This window comes from Haladaptatus litoreus, assembly GCF_900156425.1.
GTDB lineage: Archaea > Halobacteriota > Halobacteria > Halobacteriales > Haladaptataceae > Haladaptatus > Haladaptatus litoreus.
Map to the genome: position 1 here is coordinate 120272 of NZ_FTNO01000004.1, position 12492 is coordinate 132763.

At 54.0% G+C, this 12492-nt stretch carries 15 protein-coding genes and 1 pseudogene; 11 read left to right on the forward strand and 5 right to left on the reverse strand.

The features are described from left to right. Positions 1–354 precede the first annotated feature (354 nt). The 3 genes from BW974_RS16915 to BW974_RS24835 all read right to left on the reverse strand — a co-directional run bounded on the left by BW974_RS16915 (position 355) and on the right by BW974_RS24835 (position 1639). Positions 355–864, reverse strand: coding sequence for a PIN domain-containing protein (locus BW974_RS16915; RefSeq protein WP_076431420.1), 510 nt, complete (start codon positions 862–864; stop codon positions 355–357). Then, on the reverse strand, positions 864–1154 hold the full coding sequence (locus BW974_RS16920) for a UPF0175 family protein (protein WP_076431421.1): 291 nt from the start codon (positions 1152–1154) through the stop codon (positions 864–866). Before BW974_RS16920 ends, BW974_RS16915 begins: the two co-directional genes overlap by 1 nt. Before the next feature lie 296 nt (positions 1155–1450). Next, positions 1451–1639 carry a hypothetical protein gene (locus BW974_RS24835; RefSeq protein ID WP_139328916.1) on the reverse strand — a complete coding sequence of 63 codons (189 nt, stop codon included), beginning with the start codon at positions 1637–1639 and terminating at the stop codon, positions 1451–1453. Between the two features lie 192 nt (positions 1640–1831). On the opposite strand from BW974_RS24835, the gene BW974_RS16925 reads away from it, so the two are divergent. Both BW974_RS16925 and BW974_RS16930 read left to right on the forward strand, forming a co-directional pair. Beyond that, a complete protein-coding gene (locus BW974_RS16925) occupies positions 1832–2695 on the forward strand; it encodes a glycerophosphodiester phosphodiesterase (protein WP_076431422.1) in 864 nt (287 codons plus the stop codon). Between the two features lie 453 nt (positions 2696–3148). Next, positions 3149–3745: pseudogene (locus tag BW974_RS16930) on the forward strand (DUF7437 domain-containing protein). A 93-nt stretch (positions 3746–3838) separates the two neighbouring features. Here BW974_RS16930 and BW974_RS16935 read toward each other — a convergent pair. Then, positions 3839–5230: a cytochrome P450 gene (locus BW974_RS16935; protein ID WP_076431423.1), complete on the reverse strand. Its 1392-nt coding sequence runs from the start codon at positions 5228–5230 to the stop codon at positions 3839–3841. Between the two features lie 91 nt (positions 5231–5321). On the opposite strand from BW974_RS16935, the gene BW974_RS16940 reads away from it, so the two are divergent. Next, positions 5322–6008: a helix-turn-helix domain-containing protein gene (locus BW974_RS16940; RefSeq protein WP_076431424.1), complete on the forward strand. Its 687-nt coding sequence runs from the start codon at positions 5322–5324 to the stop codon at positions 6006–6008. 1 nt (position 6009) lies between these two features. Continuing rightward, complete coding sequence (locus tag BW974_RS25815; RefSeq protein ID WP_175609727.1) at positions 6010–6153, forward strand: hypothetical protein; 144 nt, start codon at positions 6010–6012, stop codon at positions 6151–6153. A 402-nt stretch (positions 6154–6555) separates the two neighbouring features. On the opposite strand, the gene BW974_RS25820 is transcribed toward BW974_RS25815, so the two are convergent. Further along, positions 6556–6693, reverse strand: coding sequence for a hypothetical protein (locus BW974_RS25820; RefSeq protein ID WP_175609728.1), 138 nt, complete (start codon positions 6691–6693; stop codon positions 6556–6558). Positions 6694–6992: 299 nt separating this feature from the next. On the opposite strand from BW974_RS25820, the gene BW974_RS16945 reads away from it, so the two are divergent. The 7 genes from BW974_RS16945 (at position 6993) to BW974_RS16975 (ending at position 12326) form a co-directional block, all read left to right on the forward strand. After that, positions 6993–7853 carry a DNA-binding protein gene (locus BW974_RS16945; protein WP_076431425.1) on the forward strand — a complete coding sequence of 287 codons (861 nt, stop codon included), beginning with the start codon at positions 6993–6995 and terminating at the stop codon, positions 7851–7853. A 476-nt stretch (positions 7854–8329) separates the two neighbouring features. Continuing rightward, complete coding sequence (locus BW974_RS16950; protein WP_076431426.1) at positions 8330–8752, forward strand: GtrA family protein; 423 nt, start codon at positions 8330–8332, stop codon at positions 8750–8752. 773 nt (positions 8753–9525) lie between these two features. Beyond that, entirely contained in the window at positions 9526–10068 is a 543-nt protein-coding gene (locus BW974_RS16955) for a DUF7342 family protein (RefSeq protein ID WP_139328917.1), read from the forward strand. 3 nt (positions 10069–10071) lie between these two features. Then, the gene (locus BW974_RS16960; RefSeq protein WP_076431428.1) at positions 10072–10515 is read left to right on the forward strand and encodes a hypothetical protein; all 444 of its coding nucleotides are present in this window, start codon (positions 10072–10074) and stop codon (positions 10513–10515) included. 590 nt (positions 10516–11105) lie between these two features. Then, positions 11106–11357, forward strand: coding sequence for an AbrB/MazE/SpoVT family DNA-binding domain-containing protein (locus tag BW974_RS16965; protein WP_076431429.1), 252 nt, complete (start codon positions 11106–11108; stop codon positions 11355–11357). After that, positions 11354–11773, forward strand: a complete 420-nt coding sequence (locus tag BW974_RS16970) for a PIN domain-containing protein (protein ID WP_076431430.1) — start codon at positions 11354–11356, stop codon at positions 11771–11773. Before BW974_RS16965 ends, BW974_RS16970 begins: the two co-directional genes overlap by 4 nt. Positions 11774–11885: 112 nt before the next feature. Next, positions 11886–12326: an SWIM zinc finger family protein gene (locus tag BW974_RS16975; RefSeq protein ID WP_076431431.1), complete on the forward strand. Its 441-nt coding sequence runs from the start codon at positions 11886–11888 to the stop codon at positions 12324–12326. Positions 12327–12492 lie beyond the last annotated feature (166 nt).

The window sequence follows — 12492 nt, forward strand, 5'->3', positions numbered from 1 at the left end:
GACACAGCCATGGCATATGTTTTCTGGTGGGCCAACAGCTGCTAGTCGGTTCAGTTATCACCTCGAAAGCCCCCGCACGCTCGTTGAGCGCCCGGCCCCTTTCAATCCCGCCCGGATGGTTTGTCGAGAGTTATTGTACTTGTTGGGCTGGTGTGTTGATTCTATACGCCCGCTCGCCGTCCGTTTCGGTCGAGGCCGTCGTTCGCTTCTTTCCGGACCGCCAGCGGGGTAGTCGGGGAGTCAAAGCTAGTTATGGGAATATTGGGGGAAGATGATAACCGATGGAAAGCATGTTAATTCTAATCTCTCAGTGTATACTGACAGAACCAATTCGATAGTTCAAGCGCGCCAGTATCACGACAATGTATCAAGCTTCGCGATGATTTGAGCATACAAATTCGGTGCACAGTACCATCCAGAATCTAGCATGGCATCGATCGTTCTGCGTGCTTCATCTGTGGTGAGAGTGCCCTCTTTGACGAGCGACAACAGGAGGTATGCTGTCCCCCGGGTTGGTATTTCTTCCGTTGCTGCTACATCACGGCCATACTGTTCGTCCATCACTGCGATGGAATCGCGCTCTACTGCGAGAACGAGCACATCAACATCTGCGTCGCTCAGGTTTGGATTTCGTCGAAGCCTGTCAGAGAGAGGTGTCTCTTCTACCGAGACTACTTTAAATGTGTTCGCATCAACCGCTCGTTCAATTCGCCGGGCATCAGGATAGTCGTGGTCAAGCCCCTTTGTGACCACTTCCTCATAGATGGCTTCAGGGATATACCGAGGTATAGCCAGTGATCTCAGGTAGGAAAGTGCATCTGCTTTCGCAAGATAAATGAGCGGCGTTGCATCAAAAACCCACATCAGAGATCCTCAAGGTCGGCTTTGAGGTGGCCTCCTCCGACCCATGTCACGTCCCGATCTTTACAGAGTTGTGCGAAGTCCCAGACATTCATCTGGGCGCGATCGGCAGCTTTTGTGAACGTTACCTCGCCAGCTTTGAGTTGCTGGAGTGCTCGCTCTCGTCGCCAGTCTTCGAGTCCTTCCGTGAGTAATTTTCGGACGCCAGTGCTTCGATCGAGTTTCTCATCTTCAAGATATGCCTCGAGTTCTGCTTCAAGATCATCTGGCACGCGTGCTGAAATCGTCCCCATGGTGTTTACTATGCATTCAATGTATACAACCGTTTGGGTGCGATAGAGAGACTGCAGTTATCTCCCCCCTCGAGATGTGAGCCAGACAACCGGACTTGTTCAACTGGTGTTCGTTGGCGGTACGCCCGCTCGCCGTCCGCTTCGACCGGTCCATCGTTCGTTCTCTCGGACCACCAGCGGGTTAGCCAGACGGTTCCTGCGCGCCATGGGTGATCGGAACTGCCCTTACTGCCTCGCGGCGCTGCCGTTCGGCTAGCTCGTGGTCGACAAACGACCGCGGATTATTCGGCGGCAGACTAACTCTGCTGGCCACTTGGTCCGGCCGGGACGGCGCGTGTTTGTTGTGTATCTTTCTTTGGCGCGCTCGCTTCGCGCCCAAGGACGCTGGCGAAGGAGACGCACCCATAGGCGCGCACTTGAAGACCGGGATGATGAACGCGAACGGCGTCAGAGCCGTACCACCGTTGGTTAGAGTGGGAGTCCATGGTGAATGCCACGGTCGTTAGGTCGTGGTAGCTTACAGACAGGCCTGGAATATCCTCTTTGAGGAATCCTCGCCGTTTACCGCGGGAAGGATGTCAATACGGCTATATTGCAAACTCATGAGTTTATACTCTTATTTATAAATCATTGATTTAATATAAACATTTATGTTATTCTGGTCCTTGACTTAATTGATGTCACAATATAGCAAACGTGTTGTAAATCGAATGTCGCGACGAAATGTGCTTCGAACCACTGGATTGACACTTGGTATCTCGTCAGTGAGTGGTATAGGGTCTGCACACAAAGAGCAAAACGATACTAAAAAAGCACAACATTACCCACATATCGCGGCACATCGCGGATTTAGAGACGTATTTCCACAAAATACGATTGCCGCTGTCAAGGGTGCATCGCGCTTCAAAGCAGACCGGATCGAAATTGATGTTGTAGCGACAAGTGATGGAGAACTAGTTGTTTTCCATGATGCACGTCTCGATGATCTCACAGATAAAGAGGGCCTCATAGCGGAAACTCCCTCAGAAATCGTATTGCAAGCAGAAATCCTTGATTCCGGTGAAACAATTCCAACACTTGCTGAAACCCTTGCTGCAACGAGACCAAGTGTCATGATGAATCTTGAATTTAAAGCATCGGATCCGCTCTCTTGGAAAGCGTTTACCGAGCGGGCACTACCGATTGCATCACGATACCCAGGTGAATACTATGTCTCTTCATTTGATCCGGACGCACTTAGAGCAGTAAAGGATGTAGACCCCAGCGTCGATGTGGCACCGATTTTCGGAAGTGATAAAGAGGAAAATCTGGAGATTGCTCGCGAGCTCGATGCTAAAGCAGTCAATCCATCTACTGGTGTTCTTGACCGCGATCTTGTAGCAACCGCTCATGAAGAAGGTCGGGAAGTGAACGTTTGGACGATCGACAGTTGGAGAGAGGCACAAGAACCACTTGAGCTGGGTGTAGATGGGCTGATCGCAGACTATCCGCATATGGCTACCTTCGCCACAGACAACTCACATCGCAATCCACTGAACTAGTGAAAATCTGATTCTCAGAGTAAGCTGATTTTATTTTGGTGTCAATAATATACTTAGTCTAAGGAACAAATTTGGTGGGCGGTTTTCCCCCTCGATTGAATTGACGTTCTCCCTGCGCTACTGTGCGAGGATTCCCTAAGTTGGATAGAGACAAATGCAGTGAGTGACTTTTCGGCTGTCGTAGCCTCGAACGCCCCTGTACGCTCAACGGCTGTGCCTCGCTGCTTCTCACTGCGTTGCGGTGCTTTCGTCGCCTCGCTCGTCGAGCGCCCGGCCCCTTTCAATCCCGCCCGGAGTGGAGAGTTGAGATTTGGTGCTCACTGATTAACTGGTGGTTCTCTCCGGCCCGCCCCGCTCGCCGCATGCCGCTCGCCGTGTCGCTTACGACTGTCATCTGAGTAGACCACAACACACTTTACTGATTCTCTGTAAACTGTAATTATCCTCTCACTTATGTCACGCACCTCAAACCGAGCCAACGGCGATGTTATCCGCGATTTCCTTTCGGTCGCAGATCTCCTCGAAGAGCCACCCCTCGCCCAGCTGTACGCCTATCTTGCGCGCGAGGGGGAAGCCACCGTCCAAGAATTGATGGACGCCCTTGACCTTGCCCAGGGGACAGCCTACACCTACGTCAATCGACTTGTCGATGCCGGCGCCATCGAAGCCACCACCGATGACCTGCCTCGGAGGTACGTCGCCCGGAAGATCGATCTCACAGTGACTGCCGCTGACGGTACTCGCGAGTACACGATCACGCCAACGCTTATCGACGCAGTCGCCCGCCGGGGTACTGACGGCGACATCGACACGTACATCGACCGGCACGGGATCGCCGGGCTTGCAACGGCGCTCACGTATGCTGTTGATCGCGAACGTGGCACCGTCACCCACCGCTTGATGGCGCGTGATCTCGACATTTCGCCACTCGCCGCCGAGATTATCCTCTAAGCGCTCCAGCCCGTTGTCCATGAACACTTCGACATCGAGGAGTCGGGCGCGTCAGTCGCGGATATCGAAGGCGTTGACGAGGACATCGACGATGGATGACTGCGATTCATATCACTGATACCGGCCTGTTCATGTTTTGACTATTCCCACTCCCGTTAGGAAGGACGGAAACAATACGTCTGACCGCGTTTATCACCGTCGTTTCACGCGAGCACGGATATCCTCGGCCGGGCGAAGTGTCGTCGCCATCTCCAAATCAGGATTCGGGTCGGACAGCAATTCGAATTCGACTGATTGGGCGATTGTGGGCAGCATCGTCTTCAGTTCGAGCATGGCAAAGCGCATCCCGATACAGTGGCGCGGCCCACCCCCGAACGGGAAATAGGCGTAATCCGGACGCGAGTCCTCGAATTCCTCCGTCCAGCGGTCGGGGTCGAACGTTCCGGGATCGTCGTACCAGCGTTCGTCCGTGTGCACGAAAAACTGCGGGAGCGTGATTCTGGTCCCCTCCGGAATGCGATAGCCTCCAAGTGCGACGTCCTCAGTAGTCTTGCGGAACATGATGAACGCGGGTGGGTACAGCCGAAGCGATTCGCGGATGACTTTCTCCGTGTACGTGAGTTCGGTGAGATCGCCAAGCGTGGGCGTCTGCCCTCCGAGAATTGCGTCGTGTTCTGCATCCAGTTTGTCGCGTACAGACCGGTTTTTCGCGAGTTCAAGGAACGTGTAGGTCAGCGCCAGCGACGTCGTCTCGTGACCGGCGAACAGGAACGTCATCATCTGGTCGCGAATCTCGGTTTCCGACATCGTGTTGCCGTCTGCGTCCTCGACGGTGAGCAACAGCGACAACAGGTCGTCGTACTCGTCTTCCCGCCCGCGACGGTCGTCGATGAGTCCCTCGATGAACGACCGAAATTCGGAGAGCACGCGGTTGTAGCGGCGGTTCTCCGGCGTCGGAATCCACATCGGCACGAACGTAGAAAGGCCGTCTAAACTGCCTCGGTCGTTGAGGGTCTTTGCAAATTCGGTCACGATACTCCCGCTCTCGTCGAGTTTCAAATCGAACAGCGACCGGGTCAACAGGTCGAGGGTGAGGGTCGAGAACGCGCGATTGAGCGCAATCTCCTCGCCATCGTCCCAGTCGGCAACCAACTCCTCTGCGGACCGGGCCATCGTCTCGCCGTAACTCCGGATGCGTTCGACTGTGAAGGCGTCCTGAAGCATCGTGCGCTGGCGTCGCCACTGGTCGCCGTCAGTCATGAGCACGCCATTGGGGGCGAACTCGCCACCGAAGTCTTCGAGCCCCCACTTTTCGTACTGTGCGTAATCGACCAGCAGAATCTGCTCAATGAGGTCGGGATGCAACACCGTACAGAAGTCCATCCGCGGAAGACGATAGCTGACGACGTCGCCGTAGGTACTCATCTCGTCAAAGAACGCCCGCGTATCGCCGATGAGTGAGCGGGCGTTCCCGAGTATCGGGAGGCCAGCTGGCCCGGGCGGCGTCTCGGTGGGGAGGGCGGTACCGCGACGGTTGGATGAATGCTCGGACGACGCACCGAATTCACTGTGCTGCGAGCACATAGGTGAAAAATCGGCCACGACCGGAACGAACGTTGTCCCGAGATATCTCGCCCATTTATGTGGCTCGAGTGAGACGTTTCGACAACCGCTGATGCGCTACCTCCACGCTCGCCTCGACGTTCCCGCGGCGATGCGCCACCCGCTGCAATCGTTCGTCGCAGACTCAGAAGCGATGAATCGCGCAGAACTCCACGCGTGGAATCAGTCGTTCGAAACCGTCCAGTTCGCGTTGCTCTACATCGACGGCGACATCGACGCCTATCGCGACCGCATCGAAACCGTCGAACCCATTCGATGGTTCGAACTTGCTCCCCTCGACGAGACCGGGTTCTATTCGTACGTCTGCCAGGAGTACACCGAGTCGGAACGAGGATTGACTCGGGCGTTCACCGACCTGCAACTCGTCGTCGTCCCACCGATCGTGTACGGCACAGACGGCTGGGTCGATGTGACCGTCGTGGGGAGTAGTGGCTCATTGTCGGATCTGGTGGACGCGCTCGAAGCTCGGTCGGATATCGGCGTCGACGTCAGAGAGATTGGCCGGCTCAACCGTCGACTAGGGTCGGTGACTGGCTGTTTGACCAGTCGCCAGGCAGAAGCGGTCGAGACGGCAACCGAAATGGGCTATTATGCTGTCCCGCGGCAGGCGTCTCTTGATGCTGTCGCGAGTGAACTGGAGGTTGCGAATTCGACTGCCTCTGAACTTCTACGGCGTGCAGAGTCTCGCCTGATGCCACGGCTCGTCGGCATTTCAGGTTCTTCGCGGTCCACTGAGTGACATGACGACGCGTTCAAGCAGTGAGTGGCCCGCCTGCCCCGACGATACTCGCTTCGTCGAGAGTGCCCTCCGCATGAACCGAGTCGTCGAAGTGTACGTCCTGCCGGATACGATCGACTCCAGTACTCTTGTTGACCGGGAGTGACGGGCCATCGTATCTTTGGGACAGTATTCGTGCGGTCGACACTTCAGTTCCCGATAGTCAGCTCGTCGAGTTCGGAGGGCTAGGACACAACGGTTCTGTGAGCGACCCGGAACGTGTCTCGACGGATTTTCAGGATCCTTCAAGAGTGAGAACTGTTGGATAATGCAGATCGGTCGTTTTTAGAGTGACTTTGGCATGTGCACGTGCTCGGTACACTGCACTGTGTTGTTGGCAGTCTCCAGTCTTGCAAGCCCTCGCTCGCTCGACAGCCCGCGATCCACGCTGCGCTCCTCGTTCTTGCGGTGCTTACGGAGTCAGGGACTGGCCGAGCGACCTTGCCCTTGCAGTCCACCAGGGGCGGTTCATTCGTTCAGCATTGCAATCGGATGATCGGGTGCTTCGTTACGGCCCGTCCCGCTCGCCGCGTTCCGCCTTCCGGTGAGCACAGCTCACCGACGTCTCGTTTGCTTTGCTCACGAGACCGCCGCGTCGCTCGCGACCGACCAGTCCGGGCATGCGACCTCCGGCCGTTCCGGGCATCTGGTTTCGACGCCAGCACCAAGCACGCTGTCGGTTGCGTCTCCCGGTGGTCGACGGACACGAAACCGGCTTGTGTGCTGGTCGCTCGCGTCGGGCGGGTCGCCGCGCGGTGCTGGTTAGGTCTTCGTCGAAAACGCGCGCTCGCTTCCCGCCCAGAGGACGCTCGCGAAGGCGCAAGCGAGCGCGCAGGAGATGGATGAGTTGTACGGTGCAGAATTGTGACTCATGTAGAGGTGAGTGTCGGAAAAGACGCGGTAGAGGACGCGCCTTCAGCTGAAATCACAATGTAAGTGATTCCAATGAGTAGCAAACACACGATCGGTCAACGAGTTTCGGTTGATGAACAGGCGATTGAATGTGACAAAGAGCAGTTCAAGGTCGTTGAGGAAACTCCTAAGCTGCGGGCCTCGGTTGAGCAGACGATCCAAGGGAAGGTGGATACGAATCATCCAGATGGGGTTGGGCGTGGGCTGACGTTAGCGGCAGAAGAGCGGATGATGGCACGAGAAAAGGAGATTACACGGACCCGTAAGCGGCGGGATCGATCACAGGATTCGGAGCGGGAGGCACAATGTCGACGAAGAGCAGTCGAGGTGAGTCGAGACCGGCGTTGTGCGTTCCAGGAGCGAGCTGCGAGTGTGGATCCGTGGTGTGATCCAACAAAAGCAGATCCTCGTGAGGAGTTGTTGCAAGAGCAGTTGGCAGCGGTGAACAAGCAAGCAATGCGGTTAGCGGAGAAGTTGGATGGATGGTCACGAGCGGCGATCAGTCGGCGATTGGCTGAACGGGTTGTAGATGGAACAAGCGTGATGAGTGCAGTCGTCGGGGTGTACGAGGAATTGCGGACGGCCCCTGGACAAGTTATTCCGATCGCGGATGTGCAAAATGTGAATCGCAAGGAAGTGAGCATCGAGGGGCAAATTACTCAACTGTGGACTCCTGGAAGTTCGAAAATCCAACAGGCTGGACTGCTCGAAGACGACAGTGGTCGCATTAAATTCACCATGTGGCGAGCATCGCAAAAGACGATAGTCGAGGAGGGCGAGACTGTGCAGTTGCGGTCAGTCGCGACAAACTGGTACGAGGGGCGTGTTTCGGTAGCCGTCACTGGCTGGTCGACCCTGCATTTCCCTGAGCGCGGTCGGTGGTGGGACGTATAGCCAGCTAATGCGGCCTTTTTTGCTACGTGCCGAACCAACCCAGCCCCACCGCCCCACCCTCCGCTCCGTGCTCGCTACGCTGTGCGCGCAGCCACGACCCTGAGGATGAGGCTGTCCTCGAGTTTCTGTGAGTTTATCTGCGCACCAAGGGGTGCGAGCGCATTTATTTCGCGTTTGCTAAATCAATATGTTCAACAATACAGGTAGCTACGTATGTGAGTACTGTGGCAACGAATTCGAATCTGGTCCAAAGAAAGCAGGTCACATTTTGCAGAATCGAAGATATTCAATCTCGGTAGGGAGAGCCATTTGAGATAGCTGACTGAACAGTGCTGGGGGATTCTTCATCCAAGTAGTGAGAACAGAGAGCGCATGAACGAGTGATCCGCCGTTCCACAGGAGGTAGCTCATCGAACGTTCATTGTCCCACCAGAAACGACAGGACTACACGACCTGAACTATTTAGGTCTAAGGAGATGGTTCGGGGATTCCTTCGTAATCTCCAGAGCGGTCCGATTACACCCCAGTTGCGACGGTTCGTTTTCGTCGGGAGTGTCGCTGCAGGCGTCCAGATCGTCCTACTATGGATGTTTGTCGACAAAGCAGGACTTAATTACTTATTCGGCGCAGTGATCGCAATCGAGCTTACGATTCTGTTGCAATATTTCCTCAACAATGCCTGGACGTTCCAAACGAGCCAGAATACGGGTCCCAACGAGTACCTCATCGGATTGCTCAAAACAAACATCGTCCGTGGGACAGCAATCCCGATTCAACTCGGTATTCTCTTTCTCCTCGTGAACTGGGGTGATGTGCTATATTTATTAGCGAATGCTGTTGCAATTGCGATCAGCGGGGTGTACCGGTACACGCTTGATGCACGATGGACGTGGGGGTAACATCCTCGCCCGAAACAGTTGTTTGCCGAATCAGATCGGTATCGGGGGACAACAGTGTACTGAGTAATAGTATCCTTATTACATGAGAAGGGCGACTTATCCATTCTCCTACTTTTTAGTGTGGATCGACCGCAAAGAGTTTTCTCGCCCCTAAAAGGTGCGGAGCGTTTCAGACTTAGCGTCTCGATACGGAGTGATTTTGATGATCCCCAGCAATAGCTATGCAACTGGTTTCGACGAAGACGTTCCGAGCGAACCAGCTTCCCAGTGCCCCAAATGTGACGGTCTAGTCATCTCAATGTGATTGAAACGTTCTGTGAGGACTGTGGCTTTGCTATCGATAACCAACGAACTACTTACAGGCCAGTGTTTGCATGAAAGACCTCCTAACTCAGCTCACTGGTCGATCGCGCAGCACCGTCATTGCTGAGTGCCGACAGTGTGGAACGACAGTCGAGGTCGAAACGAGCGAGTGTCCGGAATGCGACCACAACGGGATCGCGATTTATCGATTTGATTGACCAACTTGCTCTCCTATCAACCGTTGCTACGAGAGATCCCGTTCTGCACACATCGGGGGTGTTTTTATCGGCTTTGAGGTGTAGTTAGCAATATTCATCCATACCGACCGGTATCGGCACGTGAAATTTGCACCATTTGGTTCGGTGAGCGTTGATCTCACAGCGATTTCAATAGAACGATCTCGTTGTAAGGTTTCGATATAGCTCGATTTATCCTCATCCTATATGAAGAGCTATCCCGTAAGCACAGACATGGACGAGAATTCAGAGGAACCAGAAACAGGTTTTATGGAGCGTCAGACGACGGGTGAAGACCGTGTCCGGATGGTGGCTCGCCAAGTGTCTGAACCCCGTACCGTGAATTGGATTGCCTCGGAGGCAGAGTGGTCACATGAACCAACCAAACGCGTCCTTGAGCGACTCGTGGATGATGGCGTGCTCCGCCGTGATGAGAGTGGTGCTCACACGACCTACTCCCCAGACTATCGTCGACAGGCAATGCAAGAGGCCGTCCGGCTTCGCGATAGCCACCGGACAGTCGAGGAATTGACCGATCGGCTTTCCGAGATGAAAACCCAGATCCGGGACTGGGAAGAGGCATTTGTAGTCGAGTCGCCGAATCAACTGCGAGCAACGATTGCAGACGAGACCCTCAGCTCGGCTGAAGAAGATCAACGACGGGCAATCGCTCGAGAATGGGAGTACCTCCAACAACGAATCCAGATTGTTGGATTTGCGATTCGTGAGTGGGACTTCTTGGCTCCAAGCGCAGACCGTCCCGAGGCTAGTAACTGACAGATGTCCGCCCCACACCCAGGTGGTAATCCAAATGCACAGTTATACGAGCAGTTGAAACGCGATGTCCTCGAACGCGTTCCGCATATTATAACGATCGAATACATTCCAGACGACGTTGCAGCCAAACAATTGCAGGCAACCTTCGATCCGAGCCGCATTGATCCACCCACCGGACCAGAGGCACCCGAACTCATCATCGAGTGGTATCGCCAATCACCGCACGATTGGTTTCGTATCAACTATAGCGACCCGAACACAGGCTTCCATGCTGGGTGGCACCAGGACGAGGATCACGAAGATCTTGGACGAGCACATTTTCAGTACTCGATTGACGAGGAAACGACGCATCAACCAGTGACGTTTCAACACGAGACCCCATCGCTCATCCTCTGGGAAATTATTGAGAATCTTCTGGAGGAAATACTTCCGACCTACCACCGCTAGTTACGCACACACTCATATTCACTACCGTCTCTACTATTCCCTCCGACTGCTCACGTATGAGAGCGAGGTAATCTGTGAACTGTCTCAGGGTCAAGTCCGGAGGCACTCGCCTTATGTTTCTTCAGGAGATTCTGTCTAAAGATCTCTGGACCGCGAGTTGAGAATCACCGCCGTGAGGGTGTTTGTGGCCCCCGAGAGGCATGAGCGATGAGATGTGGTCCCGACAGCACTAGCTACATAGATTGAAACTCAATATCAGTATCTATGAGGTATACATGCTTATATATGGATTGCACAGAGAGACCGAATTAAGGGTTGAAAATATACAATCTGGGGTCGATTTTCACACAAGAGTTTCCTAGCGAGCTATTCGTATGCCGAGTATAAAAACAGATATACCAATAGAAACACAGAGAGAAAGTTTCACGAATTACAGAGACACTCGTGCTTCTTCGAAGAGAGATTGACGACGAAGAGATGCGTCTCCTGTGGTTGCCGATGTTGGTTTGGACCGTAATCAGATGATAATACAGGGGTATGCGAAACAGGTATACGCATTACAAACAAATATTTTGTAAGGAGAACAGACGATGTCGTACGAAGCAACAATCACCAGCAAGGGACAAATCACCATTCCAAAGAAAGTTCGAGAGCGACTCCAGCTCACAGAAGGGCAGAAGGTCCTCTTTCGGTTCGATGAGGATGGGGGAGTTCGAATGATCGGCGTTCCAAATGACCCGATGGATCGTCTCAAAGCTGCCCGGAAGCGTGCCGCTCCGCTTGAACTCGACGCAGCGGAGTTATTAGAGCGTGAACGTCGCGAGTGGAGTAGACACGCGTGATCTATCTCGACTCGTGGGTCTGGCTCGAATACGGTCTCAATGGGACACTGTCGAACATTGCCAAAGAGACGATTCACGATGCTCGGGACACTGGTGGCATCGTTTCAACGATTGCTTTGACAGAGGTCGATTATATCCTTAATCGTGAGGTTGGCAGTGAAACGGCAGACCTCGTGACGAGTGCGATCGAGGATTTCGAGCAGATACATGTCGTTCCTGTTACGAGTGAAATCGCATTATACGCATCACGGCTCCGCACGAAATACTACCAGCGCCGGGAGCGCGAGCTGTCCTATGCAGATGCAATTCACCTCGCAACGGCTGTTCTCACCGACTGTGAAACCCTCCAGACAGGAGATAGTGATTTCAAAGGTCTAGATGAACTCGAAACGGTTGTTCATCAGCCATCTGACTAGCTGGTATTCGCTGCAAACGAGTAGCTAATTGTACGTATTGGACGATCAGCAATCCTATTTTTTATGCCCCCGAGGGGTGCGGGGCGAATCAGATCTGCCTCGTGGAGATCGTATGTCTAGTGAAAACCACGTTCTGTCCCACCTAACGTTCACGAGCCGAGTTGCAAAGCGCGCCCAGTATGAAGCCCTCGAATTTTCACTCATAACAAGGGGTGTTCGTGTTCGAAATACCAGTCATGCGAATCCAGCCGACCACGAGTATCTTGTCACCATTCGTGATGGGATACCCATTGCCTGTGAGTGTCCTGCGGATGATCGCTACGAGGGAGCGTGTAAGCACCGCGTTGGGGTTGCGATTCGAACGCCACTCTTGCAAGCAGCAACAGACTACTCCCTTGTCGCAGACGGTGGAGTACAGATCGAGAACAACCCTGAAAACCATGCAGACGACAGCGACACAGATCAGTCAGCGGACTGTGACTGTAGTGGGCTTGGTGGCTTTCCGTGTTGGCCCTGTGTACGGTCCGGTCGGCGCAGTCTTTCGGAAAAGTAGCATGAATCCAATGTGAATCTGCGCTTCTTGTAGGAGGATTTTATTGGCGCCGGTGATGGGTATCGCCACATCACACGATGACACAACATTTCCAGTATTCCCACAGTGACATTCTGGTTGGGGTGAGGGAGTCTGTCCGTTATTGAGGGGGAGTTATACCAGTGTT